This window comes from Pseudomonas sp. XS1P51 (assembly GCF_054897845.1).
In genome coordinates this window covers 5,683,414-5,703,873 of sequence record NZ_CM142707.1, presented here as the reverse complement: position 1 = coordinate 5,703,873, position 20,460 = coordinate 5,683,414, and the positions used below count along the sequence as shown (strand labels likewise).

Here is a 20,460-nt window from a genome sequence, read left to right as displayed (position 1 = left end):
AGAAATTATTTTCATCCAGCCCTATCACTTTTGAATTTTCGTTCGGCACCTAGGCAATTGAGAAGTATTCCCCTTTAGGAGCCGCTGTATGTCCCGTTCGCTAGACACCTTGTTGCGCCCCAGTTTGCTGGCGGTCGCCATTGCCCTTTGTGCCCCTCTGGCCAGCAGTCAGCTGATCGCCGCTGAGCAGGCGTCCAGCGTTCGCGCCTACAACTTGCCGGCCGCGCCGTTGGCCAGCACCTTGAACCAGATCGCCAGCCAGGCTGGCCTGGCGCTGTCGCTGAATCCTTCGCTGGCGGCGGGCAAGACGTCGGCACCGGTCAAAGGTCAGTTCGACGCTGCCGGCGCCCTGCGCGAAGCCTTGCGCGGCACCGGTCTGCAACTGGAACAGAGCAGCGCGGGCACCTTCAGCCTCGTGGCTGTACCCGAGGGCGCGATGGCGCTGCCGACAACCAGCGTGATCGGCATGGAAAACGCTGAAAGCGCCTGGGGCCCGGTTGACGGTTACGTTGCCACCCGCACCGCTGCAGGCACCAAGACCGATACGCCGATCGTCGAAGCGCCACGCTCGATGTCGGTGATCACCCGTGCTCAAATGGAAGATCGCGGCGTACAAAACCTCGATGACGCCGTGCGTTACATGCCCGGCGTGATCGCCAGCAGCTATGGCAGCGACTCTCGTGCCGACTGGCTGCGCGTCCGCGGCTTCGAGCCGACCCAGTTCCTCGATGGCCTGCCGCTGCCAAAAGGCTCCTACGCCAACCCGAAGGCTGAAACCTGGAACCTGGAACGCATCACGCTCCTGCGCGGCCCGGCCTCGTCGGTGTACGGCCAGACGCCACCGGGCGGCATGCTCGACATGGTCAGCCGCCGTCCCAATGCCATTGCCAGCCACGAAGTACGCGCCGAAGTCGGCAGCAACAATCGCAAGCAGATCAGCTTCGACAGCACCGGTAAAATCGACGATGAAGGTCAGTTCCTGTACCGCGTCGACGGTGTGGTGCGTGACAGCGGCATGCCGATCGATCACACCGACGACAAGCGCTACAACCTCGCGCCGAGCCTGACCTGGAACATCGACGACGATACCCACCTGACCTTCCTCTCGCAGTTCACCCGCGACGATACCGGGGTCAGCGGTCAGTTCCTGCCACTGCAAGGCACCAAACTGGCCTCGCCGGCAGGGGCGAAGATTTCCCACCACAAGAACCTTGGCGATCCGGATTCCGATTTCTACGACCGCACCTATTACGCGCTGGGCTACGCCTTCGACCATCGCCTGAACGATGTCTGGCAGTTCAAGCAAAACCTGCGTTACACCAAAAGCGATCTGTCGTTCCAGCAGGCTTACGCGTCCTTTGGCGATGTCGTCGCGCCGGATGGCACCCTTCGCCGCCTGGTCGATCAGGTCGACGAAGACATCAGCCAATTCGCCGTGGACAACAACTTCCAGGCCGACTTCCAGACCGGTGCACTGAACCATGTTGTGTTGCTGGGCCTGGATCACCAGCGCACCAACACCAACTACAAATGGCTGGAAGGCAACGCGCCGGACAGCAACGTGATCAATCCGATCCGCGGTGTGGATTTCTCCAACGTCGCGTACAACACCTTCTACGACTACAACCAGAAGACCAACCAGACCGGTCTCTATGCCCAGGACCAGATCTCCCTGGACAAGTGGCGCCTGACCTTGGGTGGTCGTGAAGACTGGATTCACACCTCGACGCAGTTCCACAACCTGGCCGATGCCACCAACACCCAGCGCGACAAGGCCTTCAGCGGTAACGCCGGGCTGAGCTACGTGTTCGACTCCGGTATTACGCCGTACATCTCCTACACCGAGTCGTTCCAGCCTTCGATGGGCGCCGACGCCAGCTCCACACAGTCGTTCAAGCCAACCGAAGGCAAGCAGACCGAAGTCGGCGTGAAGTACCAGCCACCGGGCAGCCGCACCTTGTTGACCGCCGCTGCGTTCGATCTTCGTCAGCAAAACGTGTCGGTATCGCAGAACAACGTCACTAGCCAGATCGGTGAACTGAAAGTGCGCGGCATTGAGCTCGAAGCCACGTCCGAAGTCACCGACAACCTGAAACTGGTGGGTTCCTACACCTACACCGATACCGAGATCCTCAAGGGCGTCGACAAGGGCAACCGGATGAAACTGGTTCCGCGCAACCAGGCTTCGCTGTGGTCCGACTACACTTGGCACGCGGGTGTGCTCGACGGTTTTGGCATGGGTGCGGGCGTGCGTTACGTCGGCGACACCTACGGCAACACCTCCAACACCGACAACGGTCACGTGGGTTCGTACACCGTGTACGACGCCGCCGTGCATTACGACCTGAGCCGCATGAACCCTGCGCTGGCCGGCATCTCCGTTGACGTGACCGCGAAGAACCTTTTCAACAAGGACTACCTGTCGACCTGCGATGGCACCTGGTGCTACTACGGCGACGAACGCAATGTCGTGGCGGCGGTGAACTACAAGTGGTAAACCGCTGAGCGGATTGCAGCCACATAAGGGTCACGGTGCAGCCGTGACCCTTTTGCATTTGGATGAATCATGAAAAGCAAAACCATCCGCCGCTGGTCCTTCGTCCACACCTGGACCAGCCTGATCTGCACAGTATTCCTGCTGATGCTGGCGCTCACCGGCCTGCCGTTGATCTTCCACCACGAGATCGATCACCTCCTGGGCAATGCCGCCGAGCTGAAGCAAATGCCGGCGGACACCCCGCAGCTGAATTTGCAGCGGTTGGTGCAGGCGGCTGAAAAACACCGTCCCGGCGAAGTCGTGCAGTATTTTGGCTACGACGAGGAAGACCCCAACGGTGCGATCGCGATCATGGCGCCGACCGCCGGCACCGGACCCAACGAATCTCATACCTTCATGCTCGACGCCCGCACCGGCGAAGCCCTGGAGATGCCGTCGGCCAACGGTGGCTTCATGATGGTCATGCTGCGCCTGCACGTGGACATGTTTGCCGGCCTGCCGGGCAAGTTGCTGCTGGCGTTCATGGGGATTCTGTTTGTGGTGGCGATCGTGTCTGGAACGGTGCTTTATCTGCCGTTCATGCGTCGATTGAAATTCGCCACCGTGCGCCAGGACAAATCCACTCGCCTGCGCTGGCTCGACCTGCATAACCTGATCGGTGTGGTGACGTTGACCTGGGCGCTGGTGGTCGGCGTCACTGGCGTCATCAGTGCCTGTGCCGATCTGCTGATCGCGGCGTGGCGCAACGACAGCCTGAGCGCGATGATCGCGCCGTACCGCGACGCGCCGCCGCTGACGCAACTGGCGCCCGCCACCCGTTTGCTCGACATCGCCAGGGAAGTCGCCCCGGGTATGAAGCCGGACTTCATTGCCTTCCCCGGCACGCGTTTCTCCAGCGAACACCACTACGCGGTGTTCATGAAAGGCAGCACGCACCTGACCTCCCACCTGCTGACACCGGTGCTGATCGACGCCAGCACCCTCAAAGTGACGGCGGTGGCGGAGCGACCGTGGTACATGGACGCCATGGGCATGTCGCAGCCGTTGCACTTCGGTGATTACGGCGGCATGCCGATGAAAATCCTCTGGGCGACCCTGGATGTGCTGACCATCATCGTGCTCGGTAGCGGGGTGTACCTGTGGGTGGTACGGCGCAAGGCAGCCAAACCGGTGCTTGAACAAACCGAGGCGCAAGCATGAAGCCGAGGCAGTCGAACTTCTGGAAGGTCTTCGCTACGCCTGGCGTCATCGCCCTGCTGAGTGCGGCGGGGTTGTTTGCCGCATTGCTGGGGGATGGCGTGGGGGATGCCTTGAGCTGGCTGGGGCTGGGCGTTCCCGCGGTCCTCGCGCTGCGCGGGCTCCTGCAACGCCGCTGACCCTTGTGGGAGCGAGCCTGCTCGCGATAGCGGAGTGTCAGGCGACATCAATGCCAACTGATACACCGCTATCGCGAGCAGGCTCGCTCCCACACTGGATCGGTGCTCTGCCCTCAACTTGCGTTTGAGCTCGTGCACCAACGCGCTATGCTGCCGGACACCGCCACAGACCGAGTCGCTACCATGTCCACCCCGAGCATGACCCTGTTCCACAACCCTCTGTCGCCCTTCGTTCGCAAAGTCATGGTGCTGCTGCATGAAACCGGTCAACAGGACCGTGTGGCGCTGCAAGCCAGCGTGCTCACACCGGTCAGCCCGGACCTGATCCTCAACGAAGACAACCCGCTGGGTAAAATCCCGGCCCTGCGCCTGGCCGATGGCAACGTCATCCATGACAGCCGGGTGATCCTCGATTACCTCGACCACCAACACGTCGGCAACCCGCTGATCCCCCGCGACGGCTCGGCCCGCTGGCGTCGACTGACCCTGGCCTCCCTGGCCGACGGCATCATGGACGCTGCGGTGCTGATTCGTTATGAAGTCGCCCTGCGCGCCCCGGAAAAACACTGGGACGAGTGGCTCGATGGTCAGCGCGACAAGATTCGCCGGGGTCTTGCGGTGCTCGAAGCGGACGCGATTGCCGAGCTGACCAGTCATTTCGATGTGGCGGCGATCAGTGTGGCGTGTGCGTTGGGTTACCTGGATTTGCGCCATCCGGATCTGGAATGGCGCGAGGTGAATCCGCAGTTGGCGGCGTGGTATTTTGAGGTGAGTCAGCGGGCTTCTATGGTGGCGACGATGCCGAAGGCTTGAAACATTAAATCTCGAGATATTTGTCATAACTTCATTGACGCCTCATGACTTCAAGCAAAAGCACGAACCATGAGGCGACTGTGTGGAATCAATTACTCGAACCGCTAGCCCTCTTCGGCGTAAAGTGTTTGTGCAAAGCATGCTGACCTATAAAAATGGCGCTCAACGCCAATGTATCTGCGTTTCCTGAAAGAATATTTCCTCTGTACTCACCACCGGCTTCAATGTTCTTACCTATCGCCCACCGATTACTTGTGCCAAAAATAGTTTTTAGTGAGCCAGCCCCAAACATTCCCGCATCCACCTCGTCAGCGATATCGAGGAAAACATCCTCCCCAGGAAAAACAGCTATTTTCTCTGCTACCTCTTTATTGAATTGCCTCGCGTTATAGCTACCTGATAAAAAATCCGAAGTACCAAGAGAGCTGTGGTAATAAAAAAAATCTACAGCCTCAAGCTCCAAATGTGAAACCTCATGAATAAATGCTTTAACCATCTGTGTTAAATTTCCCTGGAAAAACATTGGAGTCATGAAAATTCTTTTTTCCGGATCACCTATTACTACGCGAGCTATCGCACGATTTTTTTCATCCTTAGGATTTACGAAAACGATTTGATCGCTCCGCGAACCACTCTTTGAATAAAGGGCAACAGCATCACTCATTACCTTAAACTTACCTACAAGCTCATCTACATGAACCGGCAAACCCTTATACACATTACGTAATATCCTGTGACTACGACCGCTCTGATCTTCATAAGTCAAAGCAATCAGTACCGCATCTAATACTTCTCCGGAAGCTTTAATTACACGATCAAGTATTTCCAAATGATGCTCCTCCGCTTCCGACCTACCACGCATAACAATTTCAAATTTTTGTTCAGTCTGTTTTTCTACTTCATCCCCTTTGCCGGCGTACAACCCAAACTTATCCAGATAGACAATCGGATTGCCCTTCACGAAACAAAACAAGTTAAACCCGTCAACGATGCCGGCCGGGTCCGGATTTATCCAGCGTAATAACCAGGACGCGTAATACCTGACACCGTAGCAATACAGCCCGACTGCATTGCACTCTTTACCGGAATAACGCACGAACTTGTACTTGGCCTCAATCTGAGAACGGCCCATCCACCAAGCCGTGCCGCCATAAGCAAAGTAACCCTCGTAACTGATAAGATTGCCATCGTGATCCAATTCGATCGTCCCACTCCCCAAATAATCATCAAGGCTGTAACGCAACTGATCTTCTTCGATTTCATCCGGCTGGCCGAGCACCCAATGCAAAAGCCGGACAATGCTGCGTCCCGCTTGCACGTTCACCACGTGCAAGACTTCGTCAGAGCTGTCCGCCCCTTCGGTGCGAATCTCCAGCCCCGGTAAGTAGCGAACCTCAGCGCTGCGAACAGTGCTTAAAGCTTGCGCAACTCTCACTTTTCGCACACGCATCCCTGTGGCGTCGTAGACATAGCGCTCGATGTCGTTTCGACCATCGGCCCGCGTCACCAACACCGCTTCGTCAAGTTGATTGCGAACCGTCCAGTGCAGCGGCTGTCCCGGCGCCAAAAACCTGAGATTGCCGTTGCGATCGAAATTCGCATCAAAGTCGGGGACCTGCCCTGGCACTCGCTTCAGTCCTCGATTGCTGACGGTGTCGATGTCCATGAAATGGGTTGGCTTATCGCGGTGACGCTGTTCAAGCAGATTGCCACCGGCGTCGTAACACCAACTCTGACTGTAGCTCTGCAGTCGAGAAGGATCTGGCGGTGAGATCAGTTCTGGCAGCGCCGGGCCATTGTTGGATGACGCTATTTCGCGCCCCGTGGCGCTGATCAGTTGATACAGCGTGTCATAGCCATAACAGCTGGTCAGGTCGACACGCTGATTGGCAAACCAACTGACAGGTCGCGATTCATCCGTCATACAGAGGATGTTGCCCACCGGGTCATAGTCATAGCGTAAATCCTGCAGACAGCGACCACCTTTGATCGCGAGCAACTGCCGCAGTCGGCCATCAACGGGATCATAAACGCTGGAACTGATGACACCATTGCCCGCCCTTTCGCGTTCAACCTGCCCGAAGGCATTGCGGGTAATGTCGCAGGCCAATAACTGTTCCGACTTGCCCACAACCGTCAGCCAAGTGCTCTGCAACTGCCCATGGACGGTGTAGGCAAACCGCCGGGTATGCCCGGCCGCGTCGATCTGCCCAAGCATTGCGCCCGATGCGTCGTAGTGCCAATGGGTGCGGTAGGTTTTATCTTCGCCCTGTTCGAGCAAAGCATTTTGTTGGCTCTGGGCAACCGGCCAGCCCGGATGATCAAGTTCCGTCAGAAAGCGCCTCGACTCCGTCAACGGCGTCCCTTGCAGGCTGTAGTCAGGGAGCTCACGCACGCCGGCGGTATCGGCATGACGTATCAACCGTCCACACTGATTTCGAAGACCGACCTCTGCGATTGCCCCGGCGTAGTACAAGCGTTCCACGCACTGCGGGGCAGCATTGGCAGACGCTTGCTCGACGCTCGACGGCCTGCCCAGCAAGTCGTAGTCAAAGTACGTTGTGTTGCCTATGCCATCCCAGTTCTGGCGGACCTGTCCGGCTTCGTCCTGCAAGGCCAGCCGCCAACCTGCGTCGACACTGACAGTCAACAACGACATGCCGGACAAACCGGGAATGATGGTGAGCGACGGGATCGGCGTATTGCCCGATCCCAAACGAGGATCCCAATTCGCCACCGATCGCCCCGCCACATCGAACGTCTCACACGTCACTCGCGGCTCGGGCTGCACCTCTGCGCTGGACTTGCGATAGTACTCAACGGCGGCGATGGCCAACCCGCGAGGGTCGACCACTGCCAGCTTTGGTGTATTTCGATGCAAGGCGTGGACGGATTCCATGTCCAGACTCTCAATGCGCAATCATTCAAGGTTAGACCAACCTCCCGCAGCTCGCCTGACGCCTGGAACAATCCTGCAATTCGCGCTGCCAAGTCGGCCCCTACCCGCTGATCCTCGCGTAACCCCAACGACCGGCTCATTCCACAGCTCCAATATCGAATTCCAACGGCTTGGCCGTTTTCTGCCCGATCCCGTACCAGTCCAGTTTGCGGGTCAACACCATGAACACACCCAACAATCCGAACAGCAGCAACGAGCCCATCAACAGTGCGTAATCCTCGGCACTCAACAAGCCATAGAGCAAGCCATACAACGCCGCCAACCCCGCCGAGAAACTCAAACCGTGCCGCACGCTGCGCAGTACGTGGCAGACATAAAAACCGATCAACAACACACAACCGCCCGCCGATAACAGATACGCCAGGGCAAAACCGATGTGCTCGGACAGTGACAGCAGCAACAGATAGAAGAACGCCAGGGCCACGCCCACCAGAGCGTATTGCACCGGGTGCACCGCCAGGCTTTTCAGGACTTCGAAGAGGAAGAAACCGGCGAAGGTCAGGACGATGAACAGCAGTGCGTATTTGATCGCCCGATCGCTTTTCAGGTACTGATCCACGGGGTCGATGAAACTCACACCGAAGCTGCGGCCACTGAACGCTTCACAGTCACCACCGGACACGCAACTGCTCAACGCTTCTTGCAGGTTGGTGGAGAAAAATGTGGTTTGCCAATTGGCGGTGAAGCCTTGATCGGTCACTTCGCGCTGGGTCGGCAGGTAGTTGCCGATGAAGCTTGGATGCGGCCAGTTGGCGGCCAGCGACACCTTGCTGGTCTTGCCCACCGGCAGGATCTGCAACTGGCCGGTGCCTTGCAGACGCAGGTCGAAACCGAAGGCCAGTTCCGTGGCCTGTTTTGCGTCCAGCGCCGGTAGCGTGACATGTACACCCTCGCCCAACCAGCCCACCTGACTGCCGGGGATAAAGTCCAGGCTCTGGCCATTGAATTCGAGTTTCAGCGCGTTTTCGATGCCGCGAATGTCGCTGATCCCGACCGCGAGAAACGGCTGGTCGAACTGGTAATCGACGAAGTCTTCCTTGATGCCCAGTTGCGCCGGGACCGAGAAGTGCCCGCTGATGCGGTTGTCGGCGTGGAACAGCCGCGCTTCGTAGATGCCACGGGAACGCAGTTCGGTCTGAACCTGGCCGTCGAGTTCGAAACGCTCCGGCAGGAAGTACAGGCGACCGCGTTCTTCACCGATTTCCTGGTAGCGCTCGTTGGTTTTTTCATTGACTTTCCAGGTGCGCACGACCTTGCGATACGGCACCACCATCAGCGGCCCGCTCAGTCGCTGGCTGTAGCTGGAACTGCGGGCGATGTCTTCGAGCACACCGTCGCGCAGTTGCTGGCGGTCCTGGATGACGCCGTTGATCATCAATAACGGGATCAGCAACAAGAGGATCAGAAGGGCAATTGCCCCGAGTTTCAAGGTCAGGCTACGGTTCATGGGACTCTCCCTGTTTGGATGGGGGAGAGTCTGGGATCGGTGTGTGGGAGATTTATGGGGGAAATATGGAGAATCTGTGGAGTTGAGAAAAAGATCGCAGCCTTCGGCAGCTCCTACATAGATCGGCGTACACCTATAGGAGCTGCCGAAGGCTGCGATCTTTAACGGTCTGAAGGCAAATGCAAACTCACTTGAACGCCTCCACCGACATTACCGATACTCATCGTACCGCCATGCAGCTTGACCACTTCTTCAACGAAGTTAAGCCCCAAGCCCGTGCTTTTTCGCCCACTGTCCGGACGCGGAAGCGAGTAGAAGCGCTCGCTCAATCTCGGCAACGCATAGTCGGGAATCGCTTCGGCCTGGTTGAATAGCCGGAACTCAATCTGCTCGCCAACCTGCTCGGCGCTGAATCGCAGCACGCCCGTTGCAGGGGTGAAATCCAACGCATTCTCCAGCAAATTGCCCAGCGCCTGACGCAACAGGAACGGCTCACCGGTCACCGTCAGATTCTCTGGAATCGTCTGTTCCACGCACAACTTTTTGCCTTCGATTCGTGCAGCCTGAGCATTCAGCAATTCATCCACCAGCCCGGCCAATGGCACCGCTACCCGCTCCTCCAGCCCTTGTCGTTGCTCGACCTGTGCCAGGTTCAGCAGACGTTCGATCAACTGTTGCATCCGCACGCTTTCGCTGTCGATATTGCTGACGAAACGCTGCTGCTGGGCCAACGGCATCTCGCCTTGCAGTAATTCCGCCGCACCACGAATCGCCGCCAGCGGGCTCTTCAATTCATGCGTCAAGGTGTGCACGTAACGCTCGACGTAGGCTTTGCCTTCGAGCTGGGTGCGCATCTGTTCCACCGCCGTCGCCAGTTGCTCCAGTTCGCCGCCGCGATAATGCGGAACCTCGACCCGTCGGCCTTCACTGACCGCCTGTGCATAAGCGGTCAACCGCCGCAGCGCCGCGCTCAGCCACCACGACAACAACGCGCCAAACAGCAGACCGAGACCGATCAGCCCGGCGCCATAGGTCAGCAATCGACGTTCAGTGCGATCCACGTAAGGCTGCAACGAACTGTTGGGCTTGGCCACGGTGACCACACCAATGATCTGGCCGTTGTCGCGGATGGGTGCGCCAACGTGCATCACCGAAGAGTTCGCATCGTTCGGATCGCTGCGACTGGAGCGGGCGCCGTATTCCCCACGCAGGGTCAGGTAGACGTCGTTCCACCGTGAGTAATCCTCGCCCACCGCAGCGCCGCTGGAATCCAGCACCACGATGCCCTTGGCATCGGTGACGTAGATACGGTGATTGACCTGGTTCTTTGGCAATCCCCAGATGTTCGCCTTCGGTTGTCGCTCGCCGTAGGCCCTGAGCAGTTCGGGCCAGCGGTTCTGGTTGAGGGTGCCGGCCTTGAAGTCATCGCGCAGGATTTCGGCCATCAGGTTGGCGGTGTCGACCAGGGTTTCTTCAGTGGACTGGCGCACGCCGGGACGGATTTCTTCCATCACGGTGTTGAGCACGAAGTAGCCGGTCAGGCCGATGAACAGCACGTAGACCAGGAAAATCCGGATCCCCAGCGGCATCAGCTGTGCCCCGGGCTGTAGCTGTAGCCGAGGCCGCGATGGGTCTGGATCGGCTCCGCATCGGCCTTCACCAGACGCAATTTGGCGCGCACGCTCTTGATGTGGCTGTCGATGCTGCGCTCGTACCCGGCATCCGCGGCCACGCCCAGCGCATCGAGTAATTGCTCGCGACTGAAGACGCGTTCGGGTTGTTCCAGCAGGCATTGCAGCAGGCGGAACTCGTGGCGGGTCAGGCTCAAGGGCTGATTGCGATAGCTGATCTGCACCCGTTCGCTGTCGATGCGGAACAGTGTCGATGACCCCTCGGCCACCGCTCGCGGCGCCATGCGTTTGAGAATCGCCCGGACCCGCGCCGCCACTTCACGGGGGCTGAAGGGTTTGACCACGTAATCGTCGGCACCAATCTCCAGCCCCACCACCCGGTCGATTTCGGCATCCCGGGCACTGAGGAAGATCACCGGAACGTCGCTGAAACGCCGCAGTTGTTTGCAGGTTTCAAAACCGCTGATATCCGGCAGGCCGATGTCGAGAATGATCAGGTCGGCCGGCGTCTGGCGTTGATGTTCAAGCGCCGCCGCGCCGAGGCTCAGCCAGGTGGTGGTGAACCCTTCGCCCTGCAAGGCGAAAATCAGGGTGTCGGCAATCGCCGCTTCGTCTTCGACAATCAGGATATGAGGCATGGCGTCCGAGCCCGGCAATTAAGTGGTCGAACGGTGCCCCAAGGCTGATTCGCCGTCAATCAGCAGTCGGGTTTGTCGGCGGTGAAGCGCCGCGCCGGGTTCACGGCCGCACCGAACTCACGCAGGGCTTTGGCGCCGATCAGCAGCGGGTAATTGAAGCTGCTGCGGTCGGTGAGGTTGACCTCGACCGTGCGCTTGACGTTGCCCAGGCACAGCTCCAGATCGACCACCGGGCGCTTGGTGGGTTCGATCGCTTCCTTGTCATCCTCGTCTTCTTCGGATCGGGTCTTGATCTTGCTGATCCGCGCGACCTTGTGTTCGTAGACCTTGTTGCTCGCGCCTTTGGTGGCGAGGCGGAACCGCACCCACTCGTCGCCGTCGCGGGTAAAGGTTTCGATGTCCTTGGCCGACAGCGACGCGGTCAGGGCGCCGGTGTCCATTTTGGCCTTGAGGACTTCGCCGCCGATTTCCGGCAGCGCGATGTATTCGTAGCGCCCGTACAGGGTCGGCTCAGCGGCCAGGACCGGCAGGGCCACGAGGGAAAGCAGTGCAAGGAGGGATTTCACGTAATGGGCTTCCTTGGAAAGTGGGCAGCGGAATTTTAGACCGTCGCTGAGCAATTCGTTCGTGAGATCTTTCGCGAGCAGGCTCGCTCCCACAGGTACCGTGTAGAACTTGTGGGAACGAGCCTGCTCGCGAAGGGGCCGCAATGATCACCACAGGCCCAGCATACCGCTGCAAAGGTGAAACATTCGTCGTCACCGATTTGGCCTGCCGCTCCAAGCTGCTTATCATGGCGCGCCCAAACGCTTTCAAGAGTTACTTATGCGCCGCCTGCTCACCGGCTGTTTCGTTACCCTGCTGCTGTTGCTCAACACCCTGGTCCTGTTCGGCCCGCTGATGGTGTTTGCCTTGTTCAAACTGGTTCTGCCCGGCCGCTTTCGCGACTACGCCTCATGGGCGGTGATGTGGATTGCGGAGACCTGGGCCGAAATCGACAAGCTGATCTTCCGCCTGTGCATCCCGACCCAATGGGACATCCGTGGTGGCAGTGACCTGCGAGTCGATACGTCGTATCTGGTGATCAGCAACCATCAATCCTGGGTCGATATCCCGGCACTGATCCAGACACTCAACCGACGTACGCCATTCTTCAAGTTCTTCCTCAAGAAAGAGCTGATCTGGGTGCCATTCCTGGGCCTGGCGTGGTGGGCGCTGGATTATCCGTTCATGAAGCGCTACACCAAGGCGTTTCTCGCGAAGAACCCGCAGCTGGCCGGCAAGGATCTGGAGATCACCAAAGCCGCGTGCGAGCTGTACAAGCGCCAGCCGGTGACCGTGGTCAACTACCTCGAAGGCACACGGTTCACTACGGCGAAAAGCGCACAGCAGCAGTCACCGTTCACACACCTGCTCAAACCCAAGGCCGGCGGTGTGGCCTTTGTGCTGGCGGCGATGGGCGAACAGCTCGACGCCGTTCTCGACGTGACGGTGGTGTATCCGCAGCCAAAGATTCCGGGGTTCTGGGACTTGATCAGCGGCAACGTGCCGAGGGTCATCATCGACATCAAGACCCGCGAGCTCGACCCTGCGCTGTGGCAGGGCGATTACGAGAACGATCCGCAGTTTCGCGAAACCATCCAGAACTGGGTCAACCAGCTCTGGATCGATAAGGATCAGCGTATCGACGCGTTGCGCGCCGAACGCCGTTAATCAGCCGGCGCTCGGTCAGCTGCCTGCGCCCCAGATCCCGCCCAGGCTTTGCAGCAGCGAACCGCCTACGCCCTGCTGACCGAGGTATTGCAGGATCACCGGGGCAAACTGGCCGATCATGCCGCTGTCCATGCCCAAGGCACTGAACGCACTGTTCAGGTCATTGGTGTCCTTGACGTTGCCCAAGGCGTTATCCAGACCTGCCGCCTTGCCGGACGAACCGAGCAAGCCGCTGAGGGCGCCCAGTTCCCCGCCGCCCGACAGCATGTCGATTCCAGGCACGCTTTTGGCCAATTCCGAGTAGTCGGTGGAACTCAATTGATTCTTGGCCAGCCCGAGCATCGCCCCGGTACCGCCAACGGCCTGTTGCGGCGTCACGTTCAACTGGCTGAGCGCACTCAGCAGGCCGGCCGTCTCCGAAGTCGGCGCCGCAGCCGCAGCGGTGTTTTCGCCCTTCATGCCAGAGATGGCATTGGCCGCATCGCTCAGACTGAATTGAGCAAAGGCCGGGCTGGCCGCCAGGGTCATGAGCGATGCCAGTGCAAAACCGCGTGAAAACTTCATCCAGACATCCTCTTGTGCCATGAACACCGCCCGGCAATGGGCGGCGAAAAACTGTCCGTTGGACTGGCAGTCCGGGGGATTGTTCCTGAGCCCTGTGGGAGCGGGACAGCTTGCGATAGCGGTGGGTCAGGGCCGGTGTTGTATCAAGGGGCATTGGCCGCCCTTTGAAAGCATAAAATCAAAAGATCGCAGCCTCCGGCAGCTCCTACAGGGATATGTGCTCGGCGTAGGAGCTGCCGAAGGTTCGGGCCGTGTTCGGACGATCTTTTGATCCAAAAAAACGGCGACCCGAGGGTCGCCGTTTTGCGTTGCGTGAAGCCTTACGCCGCGCTGAACAGCTTGTGCGGGTCGATCACAAACTTCTTCGGTACGCCCGCGTCGAACTCGCCATAACCACGTGGTGCATCATCCAGGCTGATGACCTCGACACCGACGATGTCAGCAATATGGATGCGGTCCCACATGATCGCCTGCATCAGCTGGCGGTTGTACTTCATCACTGGCGTCTGACCGGTGTGGAAGCTGTGGGATTTCGCCCAGCCCAGACCGAAACGAATGCTCAGGCTGCCCATTTTCGCGGCGGCATCCACCGCACCTGGATCTTCAGTCACGTAGAGGCCAGGGATACCGATCTTGCCAGCCACACGCACCACGCCCATCAACGAGTTGAGCACGGTGGCCGGCGCTTCGTGTTTCACGCCGTCATGGCCATGGCCGCGCGCTTCGAAGCCTACGGCGTCGACCGCACAATCCACTTCCGGCTCGCCCAGCAGCGCAGCGATCTGCTCGTGCAGCGGCGTGTCCAGGGACAGGTCGGCGATTTCGAAACCCTGAGCCTTGGCGTGCGCCAGACGGACAGTGTTGACGTCACCGATAATCACCACGGCCGCGCCCAGCAGGCGAGCGGAAGCGGCAGCCGCCAGACCGACCGGGCCGGCACCCGCGATGTACACGGTGCTGCCAGGGCCCACACCGGCCGTCACTGCGCCGTGGTAACCGGTCGGCAGGATGTCGGAGAGGCAGGTCAGGTCGCGGATTTTTTCCATCGCACGATCGCGATCAGGCAGTTTCAGCAGGTTGAAGTCAGCGTACGGCACCATCGCGTATTCAGCCTGGCCACCGGTCCAATCGCCCATGTCGACGTAACCGTAAGCACCGCCCGGACGGGCCGGGTTAACGCTCAGGCAAACGCCGGTGTGCATTTCCTTGCAGGAACGGCAGCGCCCACAAGCGACGTTGAACGGGACGGACACTAGATCGCCGATTTGCAGGTTTTCGACGTCGCTGCCCTTCTCGATCACTTCACCGGTGATTTCGTGACCCAGTACCAGGCCGGTTTGAGCGGTGGTACGGCCGCGCACCATGTGCTGATCGGAACCACAGATGTTGGTGGAGACTACGCGCAGGATGACAGCGTGATTAATCTTCCTGCCGCGCGGGTCCTGCATTTTCGGATAGTCGATTTTCTGTATTTCGACCTTGCCATTGCCGAGATACACCACACCACGATTGCCAGACATGCTTTCACCTCGCTGTTGTTTTTATGTAGCGGTCGCGTCGCCAGATAGCGGCGGCGCGTTGATTGCTCGGTAAATCAAAAGATCGCAGCCTTCGGCAGCTCCTACATTGACCGCATCCCCCTGTAGGAGCTGCCGAAGGCTGCGATCTTTTAGCGGTCTTCAGAACGCTACAAAACCACCGTTCTGTTCGCGTTCAAAAAAACTCGTCTTTCAATGTGATACCCAACCGCCCGCGCCAATGTCAGCCCTTCAATATCCCGCCCCTTGGCGATCAGATCTTCCGGGTAATGACTGTGGTCCACGGCCTCGACGCCCTGGGCGATGATCGGGCCTTCGTCCAGGTCGTTGTTAATGTAGTGCGCCGTGGCACCGACCAGTTTCACGCCCTTGTTGTAGGCTTGGTGATACGGCTTGGCACCCTTGAAACCCGGCAGCAGGGAGTGATGGATGTTGATCGCCTTGCCGTCGAGTTTGCGGCACAGCTCCGGCGACAGAACCTGCATGTAACGGGCAAGGATCACCAGTTCGGCACCTGACTCTTCGATCACCTGCCAGACCTGACGCTCTTGCGACGGCTTGTCGTTCGGGTCCAGCGGGAAGTGGTAGTACGGAATCTGATGCCAGTCCGCCAGGGGCTTGAGGTCCGGGTGGTTGGACACCACGGCGGCCACGTCCATGGACAATTGGCCGATGCGCTGGCGGTAGAGCAAGTCGTTGAGGCAATGATCGGCCTTGGAAACCATGATCACCACTTTCGGCCGGTAGTTCGGCGCGGTCAGCTCGAAGATCATGCCGAAGGCTTGACCACGTTCTTCAAGGCCTGCGCGAAACACTTGTTCGTCAAAACCGTCGGGCTGGCGGAACTCCACGCGAATGAAGAAACGGCCCGAGAGCCGGTCATCAAAAGAATGGTGCTCGGTGACGTAGCAGCCCTGCTCGAACAGAAAGCGGGTCACCGCGTCCACGGTGCCGAGAACGCTTGGGCAGTCGGCGGTCAGAATCCATGTGTCTGGGGCGCGGCTCATAGTGCGGTGACTCCTTAGAGATCGGTAGACGAAGCTGCCTCCTGTGGGAGCGAGCCTGCTCGCGATGGACGTCAACGATAACGCGTACTTTCTGGATTAACGCGTCGCCCTCAAGTCCTTCGCGAGCAAGCTCGCTCCTACAGTTAATCAGGCCTGAACGCTAAGTCCGTACTCAGCGGCGGCATCCTGCAACCACAACCACCAGTAATCCGAGAAGCTGCGACGAATCAGCAGTTCCCAGGTGTCTTCGGCGGTGTGGCGGATCACCAGTTGCGACTTGGCGAACACGGTGCCCACAGCCTTGCCCACCGGGAAGCTGTTGGGGTGCACGTCGTAGCTGGTGGATTTCATCAGCACCTGACGCACGTTCGGGCCGCTCAGTTCGAGGATCTGCTGGCCACCGCTGACGTTGACGATCTGGATGTGCAGGTCGCCCAGCGCTTCACGCAGCTTTTGCTCGGCGGCGAACTCTTCACCGGTCGGGACGATCAGCAACCATTCATCCGGCCCCATCCATTGCAGGCTGGTTTCACCCTTGACGATGACGGTCAGCGCGCCTGGCAATTCGATGCCAAGAGCCTTGTGCACGCCAGCGCTGAACGCCGCATCGTGGCCGTCGCCACGGAGGGTCAGGTGGCCGAGGAGTTTTTTCTCACGCACGATCACGCCGGCGTTTTTGCGACCCTTGCCCACCAGGCTGGCGAGGTCGGCGTGATGCAGCGACGACTCGGCCTTGGCCCCGGTGGTTGGGCGTTGTTGGTAAACATTGGCTGCGGTCATAAAGCACCTTTCCTGAATTCTGTTGGTCCTGTGGAGGCTGTTCTGCCGCCTTCGCGAGCAGGCTCGCTCCCACATTTGACCGCGTTCCCCTGTGGGAGCGGGCCTGCTCGCGAAAGCGGTAGCAGGCACCCCACAGGACCCGAGGCCATTAAATGTTCTGGCGATCACCTTTCGGATCGAAGAACACCGAAGAAACGATTTCCGCCTCGATCACGCTGCCGTCGGCCAGCGGGGCGAACACACGCTCACCCATGCGATTCAAACCGCCCTTGACCACGCCCATGGCAAACGAATAGCCGAGGGAGTTGTGGGCGTAGCTGGAAGTCACGTGGCCGACCATGGTCATCGGGATCGCTTGCTTGGTGTTGAACACCAGTTGCGCACCTTCCGGCAACCATTTGGTTGGATCGATCGGCTTCAGGCCCACCAACTGTTTACGTTGATCACGTACGCAATCTTCGCGGTTCATGCCACGCCAGCCGATCCACGAGAACGGTTTGGTGCGACCGACACACCAGCCCATGTTCAGGTCATCCGGAGTCATCGACCCGTCAGTGTCCTGCCCAACGATGATGAAGCCCTTCTCGGCCCGCAGCACGTGCATGGTTTCGGTGCCGTACGGGGTCAGGTTGTACTTCTTCCCGGCGTCGACGATCTTCTCGAGCACACCCATGGCGTAGTCGGCTTGAACGTTGACTTCGTACGACAACTCACCGGTAAACGAAATCCGGAATACCCGCGCCGGCACACCGCCGACCAGGCCTTCTTTCCAGGTCATGAATGGGAAGGCTTCGTTGCTCAGGTCGATATCGGTGACTTCACTGAGCAGCTTGCGGCTGTTCGGCCCGGACAGGGTCATGGTTGCCCAGTGATCCGTCACGGACGTGAAGTACACCTTCAGGTCTGGCCATTCAGTCTGTTGGTAGATTTCCAGCCATTGCAGCACGCGTGCAGCGCCGCCGGTGGTGGTGGTCATCACGAAGTGGTTGTCGGCGAGGCAGGCGGTTACGCCGTCGTCGAAGACCATGCCGTCTTCTTTGCACATCAGACCGTAGCGCGCCTTGCCCACGTCGAGCTTGGTCCAGGCGTTGGTGTAGATGCGGTTCAGGAACTCACGGGCATCCGGGCCCTGGATGTCGATCTTGCCCAGGGTCGAAGCGTCCAGCAGGCCGACGCTGTCGCGCACGGCTTTGCATTCGCGCTTCACGGCGGCGTGCAGGTCTTCACCGTTTTTCGGGAAGTACCAAGGACGTTTCCACTGACCGACGTCTTCGAACTCGGCGCCGTTCTTCACGTGCCAGTGATGCAGCGCGGTGAAACGCACTGGCTCGAAGATGTGCCCACAGTGACGACCGGCCACGGCGCCGAACGTCACCGGCGTGTAGTTCGGGCGGAACATGGTGGTGCCCATCTGCGGGATGGTCACATTCAGCGAACGGGCGGCAATGGCCAGACCGTTGACGTTACCGAGCTTGCCCTGGTCGGTGCCGAAGCCCAGTGCGGTGTAGCGCTTGACGTGCTCGACCGACTCGAAGCCTTCGCGGGTCGCCAGTTCGATGGCGGCAGCGGTGACGTCGTTTTGCAGGTCGACGAATTGCTTCGGCGCACGTGCGGTGGCTTTTTCGTGCGGCACCTGGAACAGCGCCAGCGTCGGCTCTTCCAGACGACTCAGGGCTTTCGGCAAGGTCCCTTCGACCACGCTGAAACCGGCTTCGCTGGCCGCGCGGGCGCCGCCTTCAAAACCATCGGCCAGGGAATCGCCGAGGCCGTAGACGCCGTTGATGCCACCCACGCACACGCGTTTCTGCGGTGCTTCGCCCGGTACGAAACCGAGGATGTCTTCACGCCAGATCGGCTTGCCGCCCAGGTGCGAAGCCAGGTGAACCACCGGGCTGTAACCGCCGGAACTGGCGACCAGATCGCATTCAAGCCATTCGCCAGGACTGGTCACGGCGTGCGCTTTGACATCGATTGCGGCAACGCGAGCAGCCGTAACGTGCTTGCTGCCACGGGCCTCGATCACGGCGCTGCCGGTCAGGATGCGGATGCCTTTGGCGCGCGCTTCTTCCACCAGCGCACCACGCGGGTTGCTGCGGGCATCGGCGATGGCCACCACTTGCAGGCTGGCGTCGAGCCAATCCAGAGCAACGCGGTAGGCATGATCGTTGTTGGTCGACAGCACCAGTTTTTTACCCGGTGCCACGCCGTAACGACGAACGTAAGTCGAGACAGCGCCGGCGAGCATGTTGCCCGGCACGTCGTTGTTGCCGTAAACCAGTGGACGCTCGTGAGCACCGGTCGCCAGCACGACACGCTTGGCGCGAACACGGTGGATGCGCTGACGGACCTGGCCAATCGGGGCGCGGTCGCCGAGGTGATCGGTCAGGCGCTCGTGAATGGTCAGGAAGTTATGGTCGTGGTAACCGTTGACCGTGGCGCGCGGCAACAGCAGCACGTCAGGGGTGTCTTTCAGTTCGGCGATGACACTGGCGACCCACTCGGTGGCAGGCTTGCCGTCGAGGCTTTCACGGGAGTCGAGCAGGCTGCCGCCGAACTCTTCCTGCTCATCGGCGAGGATCACTCGGGCACCGCTGCGCGCAGCCGCCAGTGCAGCGGCCAGGCCAGCGGGGCCGCCGCCGACGATCAGCACGTCGCAGTGCTGGTTCATGTAGTCGTAGGTGTCCGGATCGTTCTCGGTCGGCGAGCGGCCAAGACCGGCAGCCTTACGGATGTACTTCTCGTAAGTCATCCAGAACGATTGCGGGTACATGAACGTTTTGTAGTAGAAACCCGGCGGCATCAGCTTGCCGCCGACCTTGCCGAGAATCCCCATCATGTCGTTGTTCACGCTCGGCCAGCCGTTGGTGCTGGTGGCGACCAGGCCTTGGTACAGCGCTTGTTGCGTGGCACGTACGTTGGGGATTTGCGTGGCTTCGGTCGCGCCGATCTGCAGCACGGCGTTCGGCTCTTCGGCACCGGCGGCAAAGATGCCGCGCGGGCGGGAGTATTTGAAGCTGCGACCGATGATGTCGACGCCGTTGGCCAGCAGGGCAGCGGCCAGGGAGTCGCCTTCAAAGCCTTTGTAGCTCTGGCCGTTGAAGGTAAAGCTCAGCACTTTGTTGCGGTCGATCCGTCCGCCGTTGGACAGGCGATTGATCTGGCTCATACCTTCTCTCCCAGAGCCGTGGTGGCCGCTTTCGGGCTATCGGTCTTGTCGGTGAATTGTGGCTTGGTGCCGATCTTGTAGGTTTCGAGAATCTCGTAGGTCACGGTGTCGCGGGTGGCGTTGAAGTACTGACGGCAACCGGCGGCGTGAATCCACAGCTCGTGGTGCAGACCGCGAGGGTTATCGCGGAAGAACATGTAGTCGCCCCACTCCTCGTCGGTGCAGCTGTTCGGATCCAGTGGACGCGGGATGTGCGCCTGGCCGGATGCGTGGAATTCCTCTTCGGAGCGCAGCTCGCCGCAGTGAGGACAGAAGATATGCAACATGGGGA

General features: G+C 59.6%; 16 protein-coding genes. 5 read left to right on the top strand and 11 right to left on the bottom strand.

Annotation, left to right across the window (positions count from 1 at the left end; all coding sequences use genetic code 11):
* Positions 1–88: 88 nt before the first annotated feature.
* The 4 genes from ACYZUD_RS26430 to ACYZUD_RS26415 all read left to right on the top strand — a co-directional run bounded on the left by ACYZUD_RS26430 (position 89) and on the right by ACYZUD_RS26415 (position 4,686).
* Positions 89–2,497 (top strand): TonB-dependent siderophore receptor, encoded by a 2,409-nt coding sequence (locus ACYZUD_RS26430; RefSeq protein ID WP_462020838.1) that lies wholly within the window; start codon positions 89–91, stop codon positions 2,495–2,497.
* A gap of 69 nt (positions 2,498–2,566) precedes the next feature.
* Positions 2,567–3,697, top strand: a complete 1,131-nt coding sequence (locus tag ACYZUD_RS26425) for a PepSY-associated TM helix domain-containing protein (RefSeq protein ID WP_462020837.1) — start codon at positions 2,567–2,569, stop codon at positions 3,695–3,697.
* Positions 3,694–3,873, top strand: coding sequence for a hypothetical protein (locus ACYZUD_RS26420; protein ID WP_462020836.1), 180 nt, complete (start codon positions 3,694–3,696; stop codon positions 3,871–3,873). The genes ACYZUD_RS26425 and ACYZUD_RS26420 overlap by 4 nt, the downstream gene beginning before the upstream one ends.
* A 183-nt stretch (positions 3,874–4,056) precedes the next feature.
* On the top strand, positions 4,057–4,686 hold the full coding sequence (locus tag ACYZUD_RS26415; protein WP_462020835.1) for a glutathione S-transferase: 630 nt from the start codon (positions 4,057–4,059) through the stop codon (positions 4,684–4,686).
* An 88-nt stretch (positions 4,687–4,774) separates the two neighbouring features.
* Here the strand turns inward: ACYZUD_RS26415 and ACYZUD_RS26410 are convergent, their stop codons facing one another.
* The 5 genes from ACYZUD_RS26410 to rloA2 all read right to left on the bottom strand — a co-directional run bounded on the left by ACYZUD_RS26410 (position 4,775) and on the right by rloA2 (position 11,927).
* The gene (locus tag ACYZUD_RS26410) at positions 4,775–7,585 is read right to left on the bottom strand and encodes an RHS repeat domain-containing protein (protein WP_462020834.1); all 2,811 of its coding nucleotides are present in this window, start codon (positions 7,583–7,585) and stop codon (positions 4,775–4,777) included.
* Between the two features lie 136 nt (positions 7,586–7,721).
* Positions 7,722–9,092, bottom strand: a complete 1,371-nt coding sequence (gene creD / locus ACYZUD_RS26405) for a cell envelope integrity protein CreD (RefSeq protein WP_462020833.1) — start codon at positions 9,090–9,092, stop codon at positions 7,722–7,724.
* A 161-nt stretch (positions 9,093–9,253) separates the two neighbouring features.
* The gene (creC, locus tag ACYZUD_RS26400) at positions 9,254–10,681 is read right to left on the bottom strand and encodes a two-component system sensor histidine kinase CreC (RefSeq protein WP_462020832.1); all 1,428 of its coding nucleotides are present in this window, start codon (positions 10,679–10,681) and stop codon (positions 9,254–9,256) included.
* Positions 10,681–11,361 carry a two-component system response regulator CreB gene (creB, locus tag ACYZUD_RS26395; RefSeq protein WP_462020831.1) on the bottom strand — a complete coding sequence of 227 codons (681 nt, stop codon included), beginning with the start codon at positions 11,359–11,361 and terminating at the stop codon, positions 10,681–10,683. Before creB ends, creC begins: the two co-directional genes overlap by 1 nt.
* 59 nt (positions 11,362–11,420) lie before the next feature.
* Positions 11,421–11,927 carry a retropepsin-like aspartic peptidase RloA2 gene (gene rloA2, locus ACYZUD_RS26390; RefSeq protein WP_460144318.1) on the bottom strand — a complete coding sequence of 169 codons (507 nt, stop codon included), beginning with the start codon at positions 11,925–11,927 and terminating at the stop codon, positions 11,421–11,423.
* Between the two features lie 259 nt (positions 11,928–12,186).
* Between rloA2 and ACYZUD_RS26385 the strand changes: the two genes are divergently transcribed.
* On the top strand, positions 12,187–13,074 hold the full coding sequence (locus ACYZUD_RS26385; protein WP_462020830.1) for an acyltransferase: 888 nt from the start codon (positions 12,187–12,189) through the stop codon (positions 13,072–13,074).
* A gap of 15 nt (positions 13,075–13,089) precedes the next feature.
* Here ACYZUD_RS26385 and ACYZUD_RS26380 read toward each other — a convergent pair whose 3' ends face one another.
* The 6 genes from ACYZUD_RS26380 to ACYZUD_RS26355 all read right to left on the bottom strand — a co-directional run bounded on the left by ACYZUD_RS26380 (position 13,090) and on the right by ACYZUD_RS26355 (position 20,455).
* Positions 13,090–13,638 carry a DUF2780 domain-containing protein gene (locus ACYZUD_RS26380; protein WP_462020829.1) on the bottom strand — a complete coding sequence of 183 codons (549 nt, stop codon included), beginning with the start codon at positions 13,636–13,638 and terminating at the stop codon, positions 13,090–13,092.
* Between the two features lie 320 nt (positions 13,639–13,958).
* Positions 13,959–15,158: a formaldehyde dehydrogenase, glutathione-independent gene (fdhA, locus tag ACYZUD_RS26375; protein ID WP_007947729.1), complete on the bottom strand. Its 1,200-nt coding sequence runs from the start codon at positions 15,156–15,158 to the stop codon at positions 13,959–13,961.
* A 167-nt stretch (positions 15,159–15,325) separates the two neighbouring features.
* Positions 15,326–16,183 carry a formyltetrahydrofolate deformylase gene (gene purU, locus ACYZUD_RS26370; protein WP_462020828.1) on the bottom strand — a complete coding sequence of 286 codons (858 nt, stop codon included), beginning with the start codon at positions 16,181–16,183 and terminating at the stop codon, positions 15,326–15,328.
* A gap of 147 nt (positions 16,184–16,330) precedes the next feature.
* A complete protein-coding gene (locus ACYZUD_RS26365) occupies positions 16,331–16,963 on the bottom strand; it encodes a sarcosine oxidase subunit gamma (protein ID WP_462020827.1) in 633 nt (210 codons plus the stop codon).
* A 148-nt stretch (positions 16,964–17,111) separates the two neighbouring features.
* The gene (locus ACYZUD_RS26360) at positions 17,112–20,129 is read right to left on the bottom strand and encodes a sarcosine oxidase subunit alpha (protein WP_462020826.1); all 3,018 of its coding nucleotides are present in this window, start codon (positions 20,127–20,129) and stop codon (positions 17,112–17,114) included.
* Positions 20,126–20,455 (bottom strand): sarcosine oxidase subunit delta, encoded by a 330-nt coding sequence (locus ACYZUD_RS26355; RefSeq protein ID WP_034147448.1) that lies wholly within the window; start codon positions 20,453–20,455, stop codon positions 20,126–20,128. The genes ACYZUD_RS26360 and ACYZUD_RS26355 overlap by 4 nt, the downstream gene beginning before the upstream one ends.
* Positions 20,456–20,460 lie beyond the last annotated feature (5 nt).